The sequence below is a fragment of the Desulfosporosinus sp. SYSU MS00001 genome (assembly GCF_049943955.1).
In the GTDB taxonomy this organism is placed as follows: domain Bacteria; phylum Bacillota; class Desulfitobacteriia; order Desulfitobacteriales; family Desulfitobacteriaceae; genus Desulfosporosinus.
In genome coordinates, this window is the sequence record NZ_JBNFTW010000002.1 from 516,858 (window position 1) to 538,047 (window position 21,190).

General features: G+C 40.4%; 22 protein-coding genes. 19 read left to right on the forward strand and 3 right to left on the reverse strand.

Annotated elements, in window-relative coordinates:
* Positions 1-23: 23 nt before the first annotated feature.
* The 10 genes from ACPUYX_RS05810 to ACPUYX_RS05855 all read left to right on the forward strand — a co-directional run bounded on the left by ACPUYX_RS05810 (position 24) and on the right by ACPUYX_RS05855 (position 8,151).
* The gene (locus ACPUYX_RS05810) at positions 24-926 is read left to right on the forward strand and encodes a PEP/pyruvate-binding domain-containing protein (RefSeq protein WP_426378763.1); all 903 of its coding nucleotides are present in this window, start codon (positions 24-26) and stop codon (positions 924-926) included.
* Positions 927-1,393: 467 nt separating this feature from the next.
* Positions 1,394-1,750, forward strand: a complete 357-nt coding sequence (locus ACPUYX_RS05815) for an NADH-quinone oxidoreductase subunit A (protein ID WP_426378911.1) — start codon at positions 1,394-1,396, stop codon at positions 1,748-1,750.
* Positions 1,741-2,262 carry an NADH-quinone oxidoreductase subunit B gene (locus ACPUYX_RS05820; RefSeq protein ID WP_426378764.1) on the forward strand — a complete coding sequence of 174 codons (522 nt, stop codon included), beginning with the start codon at positions 1,741-1,743 and terminating at the stop codon, positions 2,260-2,262. The genes ACPUYX_RS05815 and ACPUYX_RS05820 overlap by 10 nt, the downstream gene beginning before the upstream one ends.
* Positions 2,252-2,740: an NADH-quinone oxidoreductase subunit C gene (locus tag ACPUYX_RS05825; RefSeq protein ID WP_426378765.1), complete on the forward strand. Its 489-nt coding sequence runs from the start codon at positions 2,252-2,254 to the stop codon at positions 2,738-2,740. The genes ACPUYX_RS05820 and ACPUYX_RS05825 overlap by 11 nt, the downstream gene beginning before the upstream one ends.
* Before the next feature lie 13 nt (positions 2,741-2,753).
* Positions 2,754-3,857, forward strand: coding sequence for an NADH-quinone oxidoreductase subunit D (locus ACPUYX_RS05830; protein WP_426378766.1), 1,104 nt, complete (start codon positions 2,754-2,756; stop codon positions 3,855-3,857).
* Positions 3,858-3,885: 28 nt separating this feature from the next.
* On the forward strand, positions 3,886-4,932 hold the full coding sequence (gene nuoH, locus ACPUYX_RS05835; RefSeq protein WP_426378767.1) for an NADH-quinone oxidoreductase subunit NuoH: 1,047 nt from the start codon (positions 3,886-3,888) through the stop codon (positions 4,930-4,932).
* Between the two features lies 1 nt (position 4,933).
* Complete coding sequence (locus tag ACPUYX_RS05840) at positions 4,934-5,347, forward strand: NuoI/complex I 23 kDa subunit family protein (RefSeq protein ID WP_426378768.1); 414 nt, start codon at positions 4,934-4,936, stop codon at positions 5,345-5,347.
* 838 nt (positions 5,348-6,185) lie between these two features.
* Complete coding sequence (locus ACPUYX_RS05845; protein ID WP_426378769.1) at positions 6,186-6,815, forward strand: VanW family protein; 630 nt, start codon at positions 6,186-6,188, stop codon at positions 6,813-6,815.
* A gap of 222 nt (positions 6,816-7,037) precedes the next feature.
* Positions 7,038-7,559, forward strand: a complete 522-nt coding sequence (locus ACPUYX_RS05850; RefSeq protein WP_426378770.1) for a GNAT family N-acetyltransferase — start codon at positions 7,038-7,040, stop codon at positions 7,557-7,559.
* Positions 7,560-7,638: 79 nt separating this feature from the next.
* Entirely contained in the window at positions 7,639-8,151 is a 513-nt protein-coding gene (locus tag ACPUYX_RS05855) for a hypothetical protein (protein WP_426378771.1), read from the forward strand.
* A gap of 454 nt (positions 8,152-8,605) precedes the next feature.
* Here ACPUYX_RS05855 and ACPUYX_RS05860 read toward each other — a convergent pair whose 3' ends face one another.
* Together ACPUYX_RS05860 and ACPUYX_RS05865 are read right to left on the reverse strand one after the other, a co-directional pair.
* Positions 8,606-10,309 carry an acyltransferase family protein gene (locus ACPUYX_RS05860; protein ID WP_426378772.1) on the reverse strand — a complete coding sequence of 568 codons (1,704 nt, stop codon included), beginning with the start codon at positions 10,307-10,309 and terminating at the stop codon, positions 8,606-8,608.
* Positions 10,302-11,168, reverse strand: coding sequence for an ABC transporter ATP-binding protein (locus ACPUYX_RS05865; protein ID WP_426378773.1), 867 nt, complete (start codon positions 11,166-11,168; stop codon positions 10,302-10,304). The genes ACPUYX_RS05860 and ACPUYX_RS05865 overlap by 8 nt, the downstream gene beginning before the upstream one ends.
* Positions 11,169-11,730: 562 nt before the next feature.
* Here ACPUYX_RS05865 and ACPUYX_RS05870 point away from each other — a divergent pair.
* The 7 genes from ACPUYX_RS05870 (at position 11,731) to ACPUYX_RS05900 (ending at position 18,549) form a co-directional block, all read left to right on the forward strand.
* The gene (locus ACPUYX_RS05870) at positions 11,731-12,465 is read left to right on the forward strand and encodes an ABC transporter ATP-binding protein (RefSeq protein ID WP_426378912.1); all 735 of its coding nucleotides are present in this window, start codon (positions 11,731-11,733) and stop codon (positions 12,463-12,465) included.
* Entirely contained in the window at positions 12,458-13,309 is an 852-nt protein-coding gene (locus tag ACPUYX_RS05875) for an ABC transporter permease (protein ID WP_426378774.1), read from the forward strand. Before ACPUYX_RS05870 ends, ACPUYX_RS05875 begins: the two co-directional genes overlap by 8 nt.
* Before the next feature lie 131 nt (positions 13,310-13,440).
* Positions 13,441-14,442, forward strand: coding sequence for an ABC transporter substrate-binding protein (locus ACPUYX_RS05880; RefSeq protein ID WP_426378775.1), 1,002 nt, complete (start codon positions 13,441-13,443; stop codon positions 14,440-14,442).
* A 353-nt stretch (positions 14,443-14,795) separates the two neighbouring features.
* Complete coding sequence (locus ACPUYX_RS05885) at positions 14,796-15,122, forward strand: hypothetical protein (RefSeq protein WP_426378776.1); 327 nt, start codon at positions 14,796-14,798, stop codon at positions 15,120-15,122.
* A 128-nt stretch (positions 15,123-15,250) separates the two neighbouring features.
* Positions 15,251-16,843 carry a methyl-accepting chemotaxis protein gene (locus ACPUYX_RS05890; RefSeq protein WP_426378777.1) on the forward strand — a complete coding sequence of 531 codons (1,593 nt, stop codon included), beginning with the start codon at positions 15,251-15,253 and terminating at the stop codon, positions 16,841-16,843.
* A gap of 421 nt (positions 16,844-17,264) precedes the next feature.
* Complete coding sequence (locus tag ACPUYX_RS05895) at positions 17,265-17,849, forward strand: helix-turn-helix domain-containing protein (protein WP_426378778.1); 585 nt, start codon at positions 17,265-17,267, stop codon at positions 17,847-17,849.
* Positions 17,850-17,862: 13 nt separating this feature from the next.
* Positions 17,863-18,549: a flavodoxin family protein gene (locus tag ACPUYX_RS05900; RefSeq protein ID WP_426378779.1), complete on the forward strand. Its 687-nt coding sequence runs from the start codon at positions 17,863-17,865 to the stop codon at positions 18,547-18,549.
* A gap of 250 nt (positions 18,550-18,799) precedes the next feature.
* On the opposite strand, the gene ACPUYX_RS05905 is transcribed toward ACPUYX_RS05900, so the two are convergent.
* Positions 18,800-19,357 carry a DoxX family protein gene (locus tag ACPUYX_RS05905; RefSeq protein ID WP_426378780.1) on the reverse strand — a complete coding sequence of 186 codons (558 nt, stop codon included), beginning with the start codon at positions 19,355-19,357 and terminating at the stop codon, positions 18,800-18,802.
* A 448-nt stretch (positions 19,358-19,805) separates the two neighbouring features.
* On the opposite strand from ACPUYX_RS05905, the gene ACPUYX_RS05910 reads away from it, so the two are divergent.
* Both ACPUYX_RS05910 and ACPUYX_RS05915 read left to right on the forward strand, forming a co-directional pair.
* Positions 19,806-20,429, forward strand: coding sequence for an HAD family hydrolase (locus ACPUYX_RS05910; protein WP_426378781.1), 624 nt, complete (start codon positions 19,806-19,808; stop codon positions 20,427-20,429).
* A 276-nt stretch (positions 20,430-20,705) separates the two neighbouring features.
* A complete protein-coding gene (locus tag ACPUYX_RS05915) occupies positions 20,706-21,002 on the forward strand; it encodes an ATP-binding cassette domain-containing protein (protein WP_426378782.1) in 297 nt (98 codons plus the stop codon).
* Positions 21,003-21,190: the final 188 nt, after the last annotated feature.

A 21,190-nucleotide genomic window follows, 5' to 3' on the forward strand; every position in this document is an offset into this window, starting at 1 on the left:
ATAGCTAAATGGAGAATGAGGCGATGAAATATGTACGGTTACTTCAAGAATTAAAAAAAGAAGACCTGTCCTTAGCCGGGGGGAAAGGGGCTAATCTAGGTGAACTAGTATTGGCCGGAATGAAAGTACCCCACGGCTTTGTTTTAACCGTTGAAGCGTACCGGCATTGCATACCAAAGATTCGTTTACCGAAAATTAACGTCCAAGACTTACTCGCTTTAGAAGCTGTAACTTCTAAAATTCAGATGGAAATAGAAAATGTTTCCATGCCTGAGGAAGTAACGCTGGAATTTCTTGAGACTTATAGAAGAATGGGCAGTCCGGCAGTTGCAGTTCGTTCCTCGGCTACGGCTGAAGATTTGCCCGGTGCCAGTTTTGCCGGTCAACAGGAAACATATCTTAATATCCAAGGGGAAAGAGCCGTTCTTGAAGCCATAAAAAAATGCTGGGCTTCGCTTTGGTCTTCCCGAGCTGTGCAGTATCGATTATTACAAGGATTCGGAGAGAGCGAAGCAGCTCTTGCTGTGATCATTCAGGAAATGGCCCCGCATGAGGTCTCGGGAGTGGTCTTTACGGTTAACCCACTTACAAATAACTTAAGTGAGCTGATTATTTATGCCGTGCATGGTAGTGGGGAATCTTTGGTTCAAGGAGAAATAATTCCTGATCAATGGATTGCCAGACGTCCCGATGGTGCAATTCTTAAGTTCACGCCTGCTCCCAAGAAGGGACAATCGCCTTTCCCCTTGCGTACACAACGCCCTGCCCGAGGGTGTCTAACCTCACAACAGGTTCGGGAGGTGGTCTGCCTATGTCTCCAAATAGAAAAGCATTTCGATGGAGTACCTCAAGATATCGAGTGGAGCTATGGCTTGGGAGAGTTTTACCTGCTGCAAAGCAGGCCCATTACTACATTTAAGGATTAATTAACTATTAATAGTTTAAGTTCAAGTTGTTCTTTTGTGACTATCTTGTTCAATCTTACACAGTTGTTATAACTTACCGAAAACTCATCGTCTTTGCGTATATTCAGAGATGATCAACGCACTTGTTTATTGGTGGTAGAAGCGCTAAGATGTTGAAATTTTAATGCTTAAAATATCAGAATATGGTAATAAAGTTATTGTATTACAGTTACTTTGAGTATAAACTGTGCGTAGATATATACTTTTAGGTATAGATGTTTAACCCTAAGACGAAGAGTGTTTCCCTCTTACTTGATAGAGGTGAAGATATAGCAAACGTGTTTGTACAGTTTAGAACAATGACTTCGAAGCGAGTGGGAGTCGTAAGGTGAGGGGGGATGGAAAGAAATATTAAAATTATGATTAATTATGACGAATTAGGCAGACAAACAAATCATAACCTTAATATTAGAAAGGGGAGATTGGAAATGTCGGACAATTATGCTGCTGTAGGATTGTTGCTTTGCTTTGCTGTGTTTTTACCAATCATCGTTATGGCTGTGGTCCATCTCTTAGCACCCCATAAGACTGATAAAGAGAAATTAACTACTTATGAATGTGGTAATGAGACCATAGGACGGGCGTGGATTGGATTCAAGAGCAACTATTTTCTCTATGCCATTGTCTTTACTGCCTTTGATGTAGAAACAATTTTCTTGTATCCTTGGGCACTAACATTTCGCAAGCTAGGGGCTTTTGCTTTTATTGAAATGTTTATCTTCATGGTTATTCTTATAGTCGGTTTTTGGTACGCTTGGAAAGAAGGTGCCTTAGAGTGGATGTAAAAATGGAGAAAGAGCTTCGCGATGCGGAGGCTCTGAAGGAAAAAAACATTCTGCTTGCTAATGTCGACAAGTTCCTGAATTGGGGCCGAGCCCATTCTTTCTGGCCTGTTTCCTTTGGCTTAGCCTGCTGCGCTATTGAGATGGCCTCGACAGGTGATCCTCGTTATGATATATCACGTTTTGGTTATGAGTACTTTCAGGCTTCACCGAGAAATGCGGATTTGATGATAGTGGCAGGTACGTTGACACGAAAAATGGCCCCAATAGCGAGACGTATCTATGATCAAATGGCTGAGCCCAAATGGGTCATCGCCATGGGAAATTGCGCCTGTGCAGGGGGACCGTTTACAGATTCATATGCCGTTATGCCGGGGGCTGATTGCATTATTCCCGTTGATGTCTATATTCCCGGCTGCCCGCCACGACCGGAAGCGTTGTTATTTGGGTTGTTGCAGCTAAAACAGAAAGTTCAAAATCCGACCAAAGCGAGGTTAATTAAACATGCTAAGTAATGTTTTAAGAACCCGGGTTGAAGAGTTGGCGGCCAAAGTAAAGGGAGAAATTGCAGAATGCCTTGATGTACTTGAATTAACCGTAAACTGCTCAGAGGCCATTGTAACGCTAAGCGGTGCCAAGAACTTTGCTGATGTTCCTTGTGATTTTTTGCATGATCTATGTGGTATGGATTTAGAGGATTACTTTGAAGTTGTTTATCAATTGTCTAGTTTACGCGGTTCCCAGCGTTTACGCATTATAGCCAAAGTTGAACGCGACAATCCTGTGATTGACTCAGTTACTTCTCTTTGGAAGGGGGCAGACTTTTTAGAGCGTGAGGCTTTTGACATGTTTGGTATTCAATTCAGAGGTCATCCCAATTTAAAGCGTATCTATATGTGGGATGATTATATTGGCTATCCACTTCGAAAGGATTTTGTTATTGAGAGCCAAGAACAGCGTGCTACCATGCGTGTCCGCAAAGAAGGGGAATAGGGGGAGTGAAACAGTGACGATTGAAAGAACTCAAGAATATTCCTTAAATATCGGTCCGCAACATACGAGTACGCATGGCGTGTTTCGAATGATAGTCCATTTGGATGGCGAAGTCGTGACTAAAATTGAGCCTAAAATTGGCTATCTCCATCGCGGTTTGGAAAAGATAGCTGAGAACCGCACGTATACTCAGTTTATTCCTTACACGGACCGTCTAGATTATCTCGCCGGTCCGCATAACAGTTTGGGGTTTGTTCAGGCTGTGGAAAAATTGGCGGGTATAGAAGTACCCGAGCGGGCTGAGTACCTCAGAGTCATCTTTGCAGAATTGGGACGGGTAGCAAGTCACTTGTTTATGATTGCCAGTGGGTCTTTAGATATCTGCGGTTGGACCCCCTGGAGTTATTGTACCCGTGACCGCGAGCGTATACTCGACCTTTTTGAAATGACTGCAGGTAATCGCATGACGTTAAATTACTTTCGAATAGGTGGAGTCAGCCATGATGTTCCGGAAGAATTCAAGCCCGCTCTGAAAAGCTTTCTCGATGATCTGCCTGAGATGTTGGAGGAGTATTACGGGATCTTTTTTGGTAATGAAATTGTGCAATCACGCATGAAAAGTGTTGGCATTCTGCCAAAGGAATTGGCTGAAAACTTACTCATTACTGGAGCAAGTCTACGGGCTTCGGGAGTACAGTATGATGTCCGAAAAGCAGAACCGTATAGTATTTACGATAGGTTTGAGTTTAATATACCGGTCTTATATGGCTGTGACACCTATGACCGACACTTTCTTCGGCTGCTGGAGATTCAGGAGAGCGGGAAAATTCTCCGCCAAGCCTTAAGAGACATTCCGGAAGGACCAGTCCAGGCGAAGGTCCCAAAGGTTATAAAACCGCCAGTTGGCAAAATATATCATCGAGTTGAGAACCCTAAAGGCGAAATGGGTTGGTATGTCGTCAGCAATGGGACAACAAAGCCTGCCCGAGTCAGAATACGTCCCGGAGCATTCGTGAATGTCCAAATGCTTTCAGATATTGCGAAAGGCTGGTTAATTCAAGATCTAATTACTATTTTCGCTTCCATAGATTTAGTGCTGGGTGAAGTTGATAAGTAGGGAATTTTTCCAATAAGGAGGGAAAAAGATGGACGCATTAAACAATCTGTTTGTAAACATTGCTGCTGCCATCCGGGGGCTTTTTGCCGATTCCCATTCAATTTGGGCTGATTTAACGATCAATATTCTTGTGTTTATTATTCTTTTTCTGATTATGGTCATTTCGGCTATGTTTCTTAGTCTGGTGGAACGTAAATTTGCCCACTGGACATCGCAAAGGTCCGGACCCAATCGACTCGGCCCGCACGGTTGGTTCCAATTTATCGCCGATGCTGTAAAAATGTTGGGCAAAGAAGATATCACTCCCGATAACGCAGATAAATTTCTCTTCAAATTAGCTCCCATGATGCTGGTGGGTGTAACTTTGATGGCATTTGCCGTAATACCCTTCGGTAAGGGTATGGTGCCAATTGATTTGGATTTAGGGATTTTTTATTTTCTGGCTGTATCAGGTGTTACCACTTTGGGGATGTTGATGGCCGGCTGGGCATCCAATAACAAATATTCTATGTTGGGCGGTATGCGGGCTGTTGCTCAGATGATCAGTTACGAGATTCCTTTGCTTTTTTCCCTGCTTGGTGTCATTATGATTACCCAGACCTTTAAGCTTTCAGCTATTGTTGAGGCTCAAAAAAACATTCCTTTTATTTTTTTGCAGCCCCTGGCCTTTATTATTTATCTAATATCCGGTTTGGCTGAACTTAACAGGGCTCCCTTTGACCAAGTGCAAGGTGAACAGGAAATTCTTTCCGGGCCTTTGGTGGAGTATTCCGGGCTCAGATGGGGGCTGTTTATGCTCGCCGAATACGGTAATGTGGTTGCAACCTCTGCTATCGCTGTTTCGATGTTCTTAGGAGGCTGGAACGGGCCTGCCTTTCTGCCGGGGTGGCTAAGTTTTGTCCTTAAGATAGGATTGATGATTTTCTTAATGATGTGGGCCCGATGGACCTTTGTACGGATGAGAATCGATCATATGATGCATTTCGCTTGGAAGATCTTGCTTCCTTTATCTTTAGTAAATATCTTCTTAACCGGTATAGGAATTTATATATACCAGATGATGGGAGGGTTATAGAGTGTTTGGTGCAGGTTTAGTTAAAGGCTTAAGGATTACGATCAAACGTTTCCTTGGACCTAATCTTACAGAATATTATCCGGAAATGAAGCCGGTTCTTCCTCCTCGTACGCGGAGTTCCCTGGCTCTTGAACCCGAAAAGTGTATTACCTGCGGACTGTGCGTAAACATTTGTCCCAATCAGGTTATTAATCTGACAAGCGAAAAGGATGAGAACAATAAGAGAATATTGAAGACTTATCAAATGAACATTGGGCGCTGTCTATTATGTGGGTTATGCACTCAAGCCTGTCCAACCGGTGCGCTTAAACTATCCCTGGAATTTGAAAATGCGGTTTACCGGCGTGAAGAATTACTTTGGGATATGATTGCCCGTTCTAAGCAGTCTAATATGGTAAAAAGACAGATGGGATAAGCGTGGTAAGCGCTATAGTTTTCTTTATTTAGGCATCAGGGCTATATTCTACTTGCAATGGCGAGAAGTACAGAGTTTATACCAGGTGATTTGACAACATCGTTGTAAAACGTGAAAATTACAATTTTGTGTAAAAACAATACTATTTACAAAATAATACCATATGTAGTGTTAAAATGCGTTTGGTAAACTACATATGGTATTTTAATTTGTGCGATTAATAACCCGGAACGTTTTTGACATTCTGGGTTATTATTTTCGGATAACATTACGGAAGGAATATTTAGGAATTTGTTGAACTCTAGATGAAGGAAGTTTATGGCATCTTTAATTCCACGTCGTGGCAAATATCAAAAAGATTGAGTATTAAGCACTTGGTTTTAAGACATTGCATTCCAAAATTGCAAGCTATTTTGCACAATATTATGTCGAAGCCTAATTCCCTTTTACCCGAGTAGCAGCAGTTTATTAGCCGGATAATTCTTATTTGCAACAAATTAATTGAATATTAATACATATCAGAGGGCAATTGTTCCGCATTGTAGAACAAGATTAAGTTATTCAAAAATATGAGCCACTAATTTGGATAAGACTTGAAATCAAATAGAATAATTTTGGGGTGTTTATTGTGAGCATTAATATCAAACGGATAGAACGTCCGCGTCATCGTTCAAGTATTCGACTGTTTTGGGGGAAGTTGTTTTTTACCCTTCGACGTTATGTACATTGGTATTTGAGCAGAACCACTAAATATGCGGATAAATGCTCACCTTCCTCGCTACGATACATTATTGTAAAACATCAAACGCCACTTTATCGTCAACTTCGGGATGTAGACATGTGGCTACAGGAAAATAAAGTAGTCAATCTTAAATTGGCAACCACCAAACTACACGGTTTAATTCTTAAGCCTGGAGAGACTTTTTCATTGTGGCGACTTGTGGGTAAACCGACCAAGCGAAAAGGTTATAAAGAAGGAATGGTACTTTCGAACGGTACATTTCAAGCTGGGATTGGAGGAGGACTTTGCCAGTTATCTAACCTAATTTATTGGATGACCTTGCATAGCCCTCTAACAGTGACAGAGCGATGGCGGCACACACATGATGTATTTCCCGATGTCAACCGTACCCAGCCGTTCGCAAGCGGTGCAACCATTGTTTACAATTATGTGGACTTGCAAGTAAGAAATGATACTTTAGACGATTACCAACTACTTGTGTGGTTGGATAAGACACATTTGCATGGAGAATGGCGTAGTAACCGAATTTTTGAGAAAAGATATGAAGTTTATGAGAGCCACCACCAAATTAATCATGAGTGGTGGGGAGGGTATACTAGGAATAACATAATACGCCGTAAGGTATTTGACGGTAAAGACGACCTAATAGATGATGAGTTTATTACAGAGAATCATGCCGTCATGATGTATGAACCGATGCTCCAAGAAGGGACTAAAAATAATTAAAAATAGAAGTCAAATGTGGAAAAGAGTTGGTCTCGGTAGGCGGAACAAATGTTGGTACTTTACTCAATAGCTGAAGATGTAATGAAAAAAATAGCTGTAACCAATTCAGCAAGTCGAATCCGTTATATTGGCTGTGAAATTGAAGAGGTCAAGAACTTAAGACGCGTTTTTCTTATATTGCGACGCATTCGTACAATACTATGATGTAAAGGAGGGCTTTTTATGCCAGATATTACAATCAATTTTCTTGAAGAGTCAGATGCACAGGAGCTTTTTACATTTGAACTTAAAAATAGGGCATTTTTTGAGAGAATAGGTTTCCCAAGAGGGGATAACTATTATGAATTAAATAATTTCAATAGAATAATAAAGGAGTCTATTGAGGAACAAGAGAAAGGATTAGTATATATGTATTTAATAAAGGATCATACCGGAATGATTCTTGGCAGAATAAATTTATTATCAATAGAAAGAGGAAGTTTTAATAAGGCTGGACTAGGCTATAGAATAGGCGAGGAACATCAGGGAAAGGGATATGCAACAAGCGCTGTAAAACTTGTTTTAGATGAAGCAGTCAATAAGCATAAGCTTCATAGGATAGAAGCTGGGACATCACCTTATAATATAGGATCTCAAATAGTATTAATAAAGAATGATTTCCAGTTTGTTGGGCGTTTTAGTAAATATATCTATAAGAATGGAGAATGGTGTGACAGCATATATTTTGAAAGAATACTCGATTGATGTTGATATTAGTTAATGCTAGCCATCCTAAATAAAGGTAATATGCTAATTGAATATATTAATTACATGGAGAAGTAATATGATAAAAAATAGGACTAAGCTCATCAGTATTTTATTATTAATTACGAATCTAATATTTATTTCTACAACGGTTTTTTATAGAAGCAAAATTGACAATCAAGTATTCAAAGTATATACATTCGAAGGAGAAACTAACAATATTCAATTAGATAATGGGGTTATTATTATCACTCCTGGTAAACATATTGTTAATGGTGGTCAAATACAGTACGTAGGCAACAAATTAGGCAATATAAAGTTTTATTCCAAGACTATTTATCTGGATAAACAAGGCGGTCAGGACACTATCTTATCTAACCGTGTATCGGATTATACAAGCGTCATGAAGATGACCTTTCCTGATGAGTTATTACTGAACAGAGATATTGGAGAAATAAGCAGTGAAAAACTACTCAGTGACAATGATATTAAAAATATCAAAGATAACCTCTATTTTTCACTCACCTGCACTCCAAATGATGGTAAACCTATAAATTTTATTGCTAAACTTAATGTGAAAGAAATCCTATGAATTACTATCGGTGGCCAATATTCAACTTGAAATTTTACGGCCATTGTCAAAGGTTGAAGTTCATGCAGATGAACGCACGTTGTTGCAAGTATTTGACAATCTATTGCGAACACTAAACGTTATGTAGGAAAAAACGGTATGATTTTAATTCAGGTAAACACGGATCAAGAAATCGAAGAATAGAATGCACCTGTTTGAAAAATGCACCCCTTTTGAAGGGGTGCATCGTTAATTTGTTTCAATTATTGAGGTTAATAGCGAGTTACTTGTGTATTTGCGTCCCCGCCTTACGGCGGTTTGCGAATACTTAAAGGGATAATCGCGAAAATCATTTTCGCGTCTCGTCTTGTAAGAATTCCGCTATCGTTTTGATTTTTCCCTTAATTATCAATTTGTGAGCAATCTTAATGTGCTTCTCAGAAAATGGGCGCATTTTGCACTTGCATCTTGCGATTTACAGGATTCTGTTCACATACGGTATTTTCCGTATAATCCAGGCTATAACGAAGGACAAGGGTAAATACACCAACGCCGTCAGGCAGAATTTCAGCAGCAGCTGTATCTGTAAGCCGCGCAGCGCCAAGGCAAGAAAAACAAGGATGGGAGCGTGGATGACATATACCGTGAATGAATGATGCGAAAGGAACCGGCCGATTTTCTTCCCGCCGTTGAAGTAGTGGCGGAAGAACGTGACGAGCGCGAGGCTCATTCCCACGGCGAAGACTGAGTCCCAAAGAGCGAAGACTGCCGACTGCCAGGTGCCGTGACCTATCCATGGGCTGCCCTTACCGATAAAAACCGCCGCAGGGAAAAGTATAACCGATGCAAGTACAGCCAAAACGAAGCCGATCTTGCCGAGGGAACCGGAGACCGTGCGGAGCCAGTCCTGCCGTAAGGCCAGCATTCCTATCAGGAAAAAGCTCAGATATTGGGGAAGATATCCAAGTGACGGGAATTCGAGCACGGGTATGCCGTACGGGACAGCGACCCGAAACAGGTAGCTGACGGCCGCCAGCGCCAGCGTGAAGAGGGCAACTCTAGGGAACGTAAGCATCGTGAGGTTCTCCGGTACCGGGCGCTCCGGTCTGTTCTTCACAACCGTCCGCCAGGCGAGGTAGCCCAGGTCGAAAACGAGCAGCATCACCGCAAACCACATCGGCCCCAAGGCAAACAGGCCGGCCGTTGTAATGACCACAAAACCATGCGTGCCAATTCTCGCAATCGGGCTGAGTATGAATACGTAAATGAGCGTGGGGACGCCGAGCCGCAGCAGCCTGTCCTTCAAGAAGGCCCCTGGTCCCCTGCGTTCGAACGACCCGGGCGTGAAATACCCCGAGAGCAGGAATAAAAGGCCCATGAAGTAAGCTGAGTTCAGCATCATGAACAAATACAACGTGTTGTAGATTTCGGCCAGATGCTGGAGCACGACGAGGACCACCATCCACGTGCGCAGGTTGTCGGCGAAGAACAGACGCTTTCCCGATTCTTTCGCCGGTAGAGGTGCCGGCCGGTTTCCCTCGGTAAGAGCGGAGGAAAGAAGGCATGAAATGGCCAACAGAACGATCCCTAGGCCCAACGCGATCGCCGCTATTGTAAGGTTGGAAGACAGATATTGGAACGATAAGCTCGTCTGTTTCAGAGCGTTTGTTTTTCTTGCAACGCCAAGAGTAATTATGAAAATCAAATAAAACGGTAAGTTGGAAAGGACATATACTTTGGAGAACGGAAATTTAAAGTACAGCGGAAATATCACCGCGATGGTCAGGCAGAAATAAAGGAAGGCTATGGACAAAAAATTCAGGGTTTCAAGGCCCCCCATTCCACTGCCGGTTAAAAACGATATGATATATGCCACTATCGTCGCGATAACACCATTTACGACAACGATGCACAGGGCGTATAGGTATCTGCCTATGACGATTTCTGATTTCCTGAGCGGCAATACTCCATACAATTTTTCGAGGTTGTTTTTTTCATATATGGAAAAATACTGACCGGCAAGGGGGGCCGCTATGACCATGACAATCGAAGTTGCCAAAATGGGCGTTTTTGACAGCACGGCGAATAAAATCCCGACCACGTAACCAATCAAGAATATTGGATAACGCGACTTCATTATATCGTGATCGAGCTTAACCGATTTGAGAATATTAGTCATGGTTTCTGCCTCCTTTGCTTATCGATACTAGTATTTCGTCTATAGTAGGTGTTTCAGTAACGACTTCAGGAGCCAAATGTTCTATCTCAGAGGTCGGCAACAGTCCCGCAAATCCTGCAATATTTGTAGTGAGCCCGATGATTTTTTCTTTCAGTGAATCTGTCAGGTCATGCGGGCCGCCCCTGACGATATAAAAGCTTTCCAGCAGATCATCTTTCGTTCCAGAATAAAAAATACTCCCATCATCGACCAGTGTAATATAATCGGCGACCTTTTCAAGGTCAGAGGTAATATGGGTTGAAAAAAGAATGCTTTTCCGCCCGTCGGCGATATAGTTACCCAATATTTCGAGCAGCTCGTCGCGGGCAACGGGATCAAGCCCGCTCGTCGGCTCGTCAAGTATTAGCAGCCTTGCCTCGTGAGACATGGCTACTGCAAGCATCAGTTTCATTTTCATGCCCTTGGACAGCTCTTTCACTTTTTTATTGGCGGACAGATGGAAGCTCTTAACATATTGATTGAATAAAGTGCTGCTCCAGTTGTTATAAAAGCCTTTCAAGACTTTTTCAACTTCAGATACCTTCCAGTTCTCTACAAAATAGGTGTCATCAAAAACCACCGCAATATCCTGCTTGATTTTCTGTTCGTCCTGCACATTATCTAGACCGAATATTTTTATTTCGCCGCCGTTCCGGTTAATCATATTGAGGATCAACTGGATTGTGGTAGTCTTACCGGCACCGTTTTGACCGACAAATCCCATGATTGAACCCATAGGCAGAGAAAATGAGACGTTTCTTAGAGAAAAATCCGGGTAATCTTTGCACAGTTCGTTAATTTCAAGGACAATATTATTCATAATAGTTTTCCTCCACTGTAATCTCTAAAATGCTGCTCAACTCTTCACGGGATATATCGTAAAATCACCATCTTACTGCGGCTCTAAAATACCAAATTTGCTTTGTTCTAGAAATAACCTTTATATAACTTGCTTCATAAGCATCTTGTAAACATATAAAAGTTATCTTCTAAGATTGTGCCCTCTGTTCGAACAACTACTCCTTTTTAGCGTAAAAATAAGAAGCCACAACTGTAATGAGCACCCATAGGAGTACCGGTATGATAATAGCCAACCTCATCACTAAGTTGGTCGGCAAAATCCAGGCCAAGATAATTATAAGAATTCCCGCTGAAGACCTGAATACGAGAGGAATAGAGAATAATCAAATGTCTTTCTGGCGTGGACGTTCTATGAGGAAAGTGGTATTGATGCCTTCCTTCTGTTATTCATTCAAAAGCAGGAGAAGGTATATCTTTATTTTGGAATTATTCACAGCTTTCTATCTTCCCCAATACACTATTAAAGAATCTAAGACTGGGGGGGAGTGACATTGAAGGCCGTCGAGGTACATAACATCAGCATGAAATATCAATCCCTGAACGGGGAAATTACGGCTCTTAAAGACATCGGATTTTCAGTTCAGGATGGGGAATTTGTGAGCATTGTCGGCCCTAGCGGGTGTGGAAAATCAACACTTTTATCGATTATATCCGGCTTACTTTCTCCTAGCTCAGGGACAGTGTGGCTGAGCGGAGAAAAGGTCACGGGGACCTCGGGAAAAATCGGTTATATGCTGCAAAAGGATCATCTTTTCAATTGGCGAACCATTTGGCAAAATGTCATGCTTGGCCTGGAAATCCGCAAGGCTGTGACCCAAGAGGCCAAAGAGCGGGCCCGGATTCTTCTTAAAACCTACGGGCTCTATGAATTCAAAAATAGATACCCGGATCAGCTTTCCGGTGGGATGAGGCAGCGGGCGGCGCTGATCAGAACTCTAGTAACGGATCCGCAGATTCTGCTGTTGGATGAAGCGTTTTCCGCCCTGGATTATCAGACTCGGCTCGCTGTCAATGATGATATCTATTCCATTATCAAAAAGGAAAATAGAACCGCTATTTTGGTTACCCATGATATTTCTGAAAGTATCAGCATGGCCGATCGGATTATTGTTCTCTCAAAAAGACCTGGAATGGTTAAGAACATCCATGAGATTAAGTTAAGCTGCAGCAACAGAACTCCATTAACTTGCCGGGAAGCCCCTGAATTTCGGCACTATTTTCAGGAGATATGGAAGGAGCTGGATGTTCATGTTTGAAGATGAAGAAGAAAACATTCCTGCCATTTCCCAAGCCCTGAACATTTCTTTGGAACGTCAGGAATACTTACGTAAGGAGAGGTTTGGTAAAATCTCTGTTCGCATGACTCAGATTCTTCTTTTAGTTTTAGCTCTTGTCCTATGGGAAATTATGGCGGATGCTAAAATTATTGATCCTTTTATCACCAGCCAACCTTCAAGGATTGTAAAAACAATTGTCCAGTTATATAAGGAGGGGGTGCTTTTTTATCATATTGGAATTACCTGTCTGGAAACTATAGTTGGTTTTACTTTAGGTACACTCCTGGGAACATTTCTAGCTGTTATCCTATGGTGGTCAAAGTTTATATCCAAAGTCGCTGAACCCTATCTGGTTATCCTTAACAGTTTACCTAAGATTGCTCTTGGTCCGGTGTTCCTCGTCTGGATCGGAGCGGGCCCGGCATCTATTATTGTCATGACTCTGGCGATTTCCCTTATTGTTACAATTTTAGAGGTTCTAAACGGTTTTTGGGGGATTGATCAGGAAAAGATCAAACTGGTTCAAACCTTTGGCGGGAACAAATTTCAAGTCCTGACAAAAGTAGTGCTCCCTGCTTCTTTCCCCACCATAATTAATGCTTTAAAGATTAACGTCGGGTTATCATGGGTCGGGGTGATAGTAGGGGAGTTCCTGGTTTCCAAAGCTGGATTAGGTTACCTTATTATTTACGGCGGACAGGTTTTTAAGTTAGACCTGGTAATGACCAGTGTAATAATTCTGGGAGTAGCAGCAGCTATCATGTATCAGGGGGTGGTTTATCTTGAAAGACTGCTTGTAAAAAATAATGATCCCAAATATTAGTCCTTGTTGGGATCTAATCCTATGTTTACCTCTGACAGGAATGTCATCATTTTCACCAAGCTTAAATAACAAGTTCTACTATGAGATTAAATATTGGTACATAAGTTTCTTTATAAAAGGGAGGAGCCATTATGAAACGATTAATTATAATGTTTAGTGTATTGCTTTTAGGACTTTCTACAGTGATTTCCGGCTGTGGCACTCAAACCGGGCTTACAAAGGTCAAACTTTCTGAGGTGACCCATTCTGTTTTCTATGCTCCCCAATATGTTGCTATAACTCAGGGCTTCTTTAAGGAAGAAGGGTTGGATGTCGAACTGTCAAACGGTCAAGGAGCAGATAAGGTTATGACAGGGGTTCTATCTGGGGAAGAGGACATCGGTTTTGCCGGACCTGAGGCTAGTGTATATGTTTATAACGAAGGCAAAGAAGATAATAGTGTTGTGTTTGCTCAACTTACCAATGGAGATGGAACGTTCCTGATGGGCAGAAAGCCTGATCCTGGTTTCAAATGGAGTGATCTGAAAGGAAAAACCATTATCGGCGGACGCAAGGGCGGAATGCCGGCCATTGTTCTCCAATATGTTTTGGGTAAAACCGGTCTTACCCCAGGCCGAGATGTTACAATTGATACAACGATACAATTCGCGGCCATGCCAGGGGCCTTCCTGGGAGGTAAAGGGGATTATGTGATTATTTTTGAGCCCACAGCATCCGTAATGGAGAAAGAAGGTAAATCCTTTATTGTAGCTTCATTGGGCAAGGAGAGTGGCGAAGTTCCGTATACAGCTTATTTTTCCAGAAAGAGTTATATAGAGAAAAATCCGAATGTCATCCAAAAATTCACAAATGCCATCTATAAGGGTCAGATCTGGGTTGAAAAACATTCTCCTGAAGAAATCGCCAAGGCAATCAAACCCCAATTTCCGGATGAGAATGAGGAGATTTTGACCAGTTCTATTAAACGATATAAAGAACAGAACACCTATAAGACAAATCCTGTTCTTCAGGAAAAAGATTTTTACCTCCTTCAGCAGATTATCAAGGATGCGGGGGAGCTTAAGCAAATTGCCCCTTACGAAAAGGTGGTCAACACGAAGTTCGCAGAGACTTCAATCAAGAATATCAAGTAAGTTTACCAGTTTGTATGATTACTCTTGATTATAACTATAAGTAAGGTTCCAATTTGTTTTGGATCTTTACATTGAAATATAAATGGTTCAGTATTAATTTGCTGAACCATTTATATTGTACTTTACCGGTACCGGAAATTCCTTGTGGTTAGCGCGTACTCTTGCATGCAAGATAGGCAATACCGAGCTAATCTCCATGGTTGACTGGAATATACATAAACAAGCCATCAATTCATCGGCAATAGGGTTGATTTTCCCAGTACATCGCCAAATTTTATTAAGCAATTTTTAACATCGATTCGGTTTGATGGTTATTCGGACCCTAGGAATCCAAAGAAGATTTCATATTCAGATTGAACGAAAAAACTAAAGCAACTTTATCTTCCTACATAGATAAGTTATTTTATTTAGATAATAATGGCCGAGTGTTAGATTTACCTGAAGATATTTGTTTTTTTCGAGAGGATAATACACTTTTTCTTGGAACGAATACACATTGTAGATTTGCTGTGTTTTACTTTACAGACCAGGAAACTCAAACTATAACTTTACCAGATGGTTTTGAAGAAAAGCCCGAGATACAAGTGCTGGGGTGCTGCCATAGATGGCGGCCCCTTGGAAATGCACCCAATTTACAAGCTATTAAATCCCTGCTTCATATTGAAATAAATGCAAGTTAGTGTTAGACTCATAATTAGTAATATTTTGTCGATTTACTAAGATTCTCTGGTTTGTGAATTATTTAATTAATTTCGATTCTATAAAAAGGTGGTAGATGAATATAGCTAGAGACGTAAAAGTTAGTCTAATGCAAAAAAAACAAGGCTTAGCGACTATTGAACGCATTGCCAAAGAAATTGAAGGTATTTTAGACCAATATGATGATTGGAAAAGTGCTGTCAAGCCGCTAAGAGAAGCGATCGATCGAAACCTTGGCGACAACGAATTTCTTAGTCTATTTGATTTAGACGGGTTGGCTTTGGTTCACTCAAATCGTTTGAGAGAGGGTATTTACTTTAACAACGAGACGGAACTTCGGGGCGCGCGATGTACAGAACCGATTACTCAGATTTATCATCGCAACACTGGCGAAGTTCTGTTTGAAGTTGCAAGTCCAATCTTTGTTAAAGGCAAACATGCCTATGCTGTTCGCTTGGACATCCCTCTCAATAAAGGACAACTTACTAAACAAGTGTATATTGGCATGATCCCCTTACTTTTTCTTGCAGTAGCATGGATAATTTACAGTTCCTTTTCACCAGTATCCATTATTTTTTCTCTAATCCCTTTAGGGATTCATGCTTTTTACAGTTTCTGGTTCAAAAACAAACTGGCAACTGCTCTTCAAGAAACATTCAAGGTAACAAAAGCGATTGCCAAGGGAAATTTGAAATCCAGAGCTAAAGCCCATTCGGATGATGAATTAGGAAATTTATCTTACGAGGTAAACAAAGTTTCCATCGGGATGACATCTATCATTACCGACCTCGCTTCTATTACCGAGAAAGCTCAGGCTATGAGTCAAACTCAAGCAACTCATGTTAACGCGTTAGTTGAAAATCAAGAAACGTTTGCTGCCACATTAGAAGAGTTTAGCGCAGGAGCTACTGAACAAATTCAGAGTATAAAGAAGTCTCAAGATGAAGTCGATGAAATTGAAGCTGCCGCCCAAAGTATCTTGGAGAGCACGCAGAAGGTTCTATCTTTAACGACCTCTGCCAAAGCTACAAGCCAACAAGGAACTTTAGCTGTTAAAGAAGCTGTTCAGGAGATGGAAGCTATTTATCAAGTCACTGAGCAAGCTAATGAATCGATCTTGAGTTTAGCTGATCAGGCGCAAAAGATTGGGGATATTATCTCAGTAATCAATGGGATCACGGCTCAGACAAATCTATTAGCCCTTAATGCTGCCATCGAAGCAGCCAGAGCTGGGGAACATGGCCGAGGTTTTGCCGTTGTCGCTGAGGAAGTCAGAAAACTCGCGGATAGTTCGGCTCAGTCTTCTCAACAGATTATGCAACTTATTTCCAATGTTCAGGAAATGGTCAACACAACAGTGAAGAATATTAATCAAGGAATGGAGGTTGTAAATCACGGCAAAACTGTGATTGAACAAGCAGGAGACGCGATCACCTCACTTGATGAAGTGATTAACTCCACCTCTATAAAGGTAGAAGAAAATCTTTCAAATGCCGATCATTTATTAAATCGAAGCCAACTCTTAGCAGAAGCCCAGAGATTGGCTACCTCAATCGCCTCTCAATTTGCCGAGGGAGCAACTCAATCAGCGACTTCAGCTGAGCAGCAGATGATTTCAACACAAGAACTTGTTGCGATTGCTGCAGAATTGGCCAAAACCTCAGAGCATTTATATCAAGTAATTCAAAGGTTTGAAATTTAGATTTTTAGAAACGCTTCTGCACCTGCTTCCTTCATATATAAATTTACCGTTCAGGCGTCGAAATGTTCACCCAAACAAGATGGTTCTTTTACCAAATAGCCATTAGCATAATATGGAGAACAATACAGTTGATTCTATACATTTTCAGGTCGAACTAACGAAAAAAGATGACGGCTGACCCTTATCCTTAAGGATAAGTAGGTTAGTCCGTCTTTTTTGTTACAGAAATTGGATTGCCATTTATGGCATGCGTCCTTTATTTTATAATTTAAACCTTTTTACAATGTTTTTGGCTTGCTTTTATATACTAGTTAACGCATCTGATTTTTGAAGATAAATTATGATTTATACCGGACTCTACGGAGCGTTGATTTAAATAATCATAGTTATTGGTTACAATTGTTACATGGAGGTAGTCGTTATGCAAAATGTTAAGGTCGGCAGCATCATTCGTACGCTGCGAATAGAAAAAGGAATGAGCCAAAAGCAGCTTGCAGATAAAATGAACATCAGTGACAAAACAATTTCCAAATGGGAACGTGGCTTTGGTTGCCCAGATATTTCACTGCTTGCAGAACTGTCCGACCTGCTTGAGGTTGACATTGGAACGTTATTAAGTGGCGATTTAATTGCGAATAATTTCGTTGGAGGCAATATGAAAAAATCAAAGTATTACGTCTGCACTGTGTGTAACAATATTTCGCTTTGTACAGGCAATGCTGAGATATCCTGCTGTGGCAGGAAATTGGAAGAACAGATCATGCACAAAGCTGATGAAAGTAATAAACTTTTTACCGGAGTAATTGAAGACAACTGGTTTATCACAAGTCATCACCCAATGAAAAAAGAGCATTACATTTCGTTTGTTGCCTTTGCAACAGGCGACTGCGTGCAAATTATCAAGCAATACCCCGAATGGGATATGCAACTACGAGTGCCCAAACTAGGGCACGGAATGCTTATTTGGTATTGTACACAGCACGGATTATTTTATCAGTTGGTATAAAGGAGATTTGAGCATGAAAGTAATTGTTTTTAACGGAAGCCCTGCGGCAGCAGGGAGTAATACAAATGTAATTGCTGAAATTTTTTTACGTGGCGCAAGACGGGCAGGTGCCGAAACTGAAACTATATTTTTGATAGAGAAAAATATAGGGCATTGCCAAGGTTGTTTTTCCTGCTGGTTTAAAACACCAGGAAAATGTGTCTTGCAAGATGATATGCAGGAACTGCTTGACCTATATAACTCTGCCGATCTTGTATGTTTTGCTTCACCTGTTTACACATGGAATATGACAGCTGCCCTAAAGAATTTCGTTGACCGCTTAGCGCCTTTAAAGTGCCCTGTAATTGTAAGTAAAAATGATAATTTTGATTTAGCTGACTCTGCCGCTAAAAATCAGCGGTTTATGGTCATCTCAAATTGCGGTTTTCCGGGCAACAATAATTTTGAGACAATGAAGGTTGTATTTGCATCGTGTAATCCTGTTTTGGAGATTTATAGAAACTGCGGAAAACTACTGAAAAGTAAGGATGAGAAAATTAGAAGTGTAGTAGATAATTATTTAAAATTTGTCGAACAAGCCGGCTATGAAATGGTAAAGTATAATAACGTCTTAGAAGATACAAAAGCAGGACTTCAAACAGAGCTGATGTCTATACCGGAATATGTGAAGTATATAGGAATGCTAGGCAACCGAATATAAACGTTTGAATACTTATTTCTGGGTCAATGCAAGTTGTGGATAAGATATTTCCGGTTAAAGAATGGTGATAAATATATGGGGATCCCTTTGGCAATTGGTAATAATAGAAAAGTTGCCGTTGCAAAATGAATATTTATAGTTTTTATAAAATGGAACCCTGCATATGTGTGGATGATTTGAACCACTATTTATGCAGGGTTCCATTTAATGAGGAGCGTTATGCAGTTTAAGACAGGCACTTCAGTATTGTTTATGCTTTGACTGGGGTTTCTTTAGCTACAATTTGTTGATTATTTTGACGGTATTTAAAATAGCCGCTGATACCAATTAGCTCAAAGTATTTAGATAAATTCATAACAATGATGTTTGTCCAAATATAACCGAAGTTATTAGCGGAACCTGCAGTAATAAATTGTATATTAAGGAAGAGTCCCAGTATGGCAACCCAAAAAAGTCTGAAGCCAATAATCATTCCTATACCAACGGCAATTTCGCAAATAGGTACTAAGAAATCCGTTAGACCAGGCATTCCGTTAAAAATATGAACGGCAACCCAGGCCCATAATTTGTTCAGATAGAGAGGGTCATAACCATGGGCTTTCGGTGGAAGCATATTAACTGCCATTCCTGCTATGAGTCCTTTAGCGTGACCTCCGGCAAAGTTAAGCCAACCTGAAGTTGCTTTTTCCCAACCAGCTTGAACCCAAGCATAACCATAAATAATTCTTGCTATGGTGAAAACAGTTACTAAAAGCGCCTTTTTCCAATCCTTGAATTCAGCTTTAACACCATTAATATAAGAATTCATTTTTCAAAACCTCCTTATATGTCTTAGTAGGCCTTAAAAAGCCCATGTGAAAGTGTAGTTTTATGTTATAGTTATTTTAACATAGTATTATAAAATAGGCAACACTAAATAGTAATTATTTCAATCTGAATCGTAGAAATCAGATGTCATTAGCTGCAAGTCTGCTAAATTTACTCATTAATAAGATCGAAGACACGGATAGTATTCTGGAAGAACAACTGAAAAAACGCAGTTGGATGCTATAGATTATATCTTATTCATGGTATCATTGATCAAGATGTTAGGGATACCTAACTAACCCTCTTATCATGTATCAAAGTAAATTTCATTTGCATAGTTGAGTAAAATGAGCAGGGCCTAAAGCTAAGTTGATTTGAATTCTTTTGATCTGATGTATCAGTAGAAGTTATGCTTTAAGATTATATTTAAGGAGATGGATAACAAAAAAATGAGTATCGATAGTATCATTTTTGATTTAGATGGCACTCTTTGGAATGCAATAGAAGGAATTTGTGAAGCATGGAAAACAGTATTAGCAAACTACCCAAACATTACAAAAGTAATAACTCCTGAGGATATGGAGGGATGCATGGGGCTTCCCATGGATGAAATAAGCAAAAGGTTATTTCCGGATTTAGACAGGGATTTTCAAATCAAATTATTAGAAGAATTCTGTGAAACAGAACAAGTTTATTTAGGCGAACATGGTGGAATTTTATTTCCTAACTTAGAAGAGACACTTAAAAAGTTATCAAAAAAATACAAGTTATTCATAGTTAGTAATTGTCAGGATGGCTACATACAATGTTTCTTTAAGGCACATAACTTAAGTAAATATTTCGATGATTTTGAGTGTTGGGGGGTAACAGGACTGTCAAAAGGAGAAAGTAATAAAATTATAATGAAAAGAAATATGTTGAAAAAACCAATTTATGTAGGAGATACTAATGGAGATGCAGAGTCAGCAAAAGTAGCAGAAATTCCATTTGTATATGCAAGATACGGCTTTGGTAATGTTGAAGAATATGATTATGCTATTGATAGTTTTGAAGAATTATTAACTTTATTCTAATTTTACAACCTAGAAAATAGAAAACGTAAAACAGCATGAGACCTGAATTTTAGTATTAATTAAGAAAATAGAGGTTGATAATTGCCAGATTGTTCATTTTTTAACGGTCTGGATTTTTTGTTTTAAAAATATTGCTTCCATTTTCTAAATTAGGCGGGTTATTGGATTTGTCTATCCGCTTTCATAGTGACATTTGTCATATCAAGTTTTGTTTCTGCTCACTACCATCTCATTCCGCTTGGCAGTATTCTGAACAGAAGACGAGGAGGGCTAGGAATGTTAGTTGAAGTGAAAAATCTGCTTGAACGCTACAAAGACGTGCTAGCTGTTGGCAATTTCAGCTTTACCATTGAAGAGGGTGAGATTTTTGGGCTCTTAGGTCTAAATGGTGCGGGTAAAACCACTGCCATAAATGCTTTGATTAGGCTGGCCAGGTTAGAAGTAATAGAGACAATACACCAACCCGACAGATCGCCGAAAGTTTTATCAATTCGGTTAACGCTTTTACTGCTATTCAAAGCAACGGTTTGGATAGCAAAGTATGGGAAGTTTCCAGTGGCATCACGGGCTTAATGGAGAAACTTGGCTTTAGGGACAGAACCCAGCTTGCAATTTTCCTTCAGAAATTGTGAATAATATTCAGATTCGTCACCAGTGACGAATCTGGATGGCCGTCATATACTCAACGGCACTCTCAAAGAAGCGTTTATTTAAAAGAATCTCTCTTATCATACCAAACGTTCCGTTTAACAAAAATGACT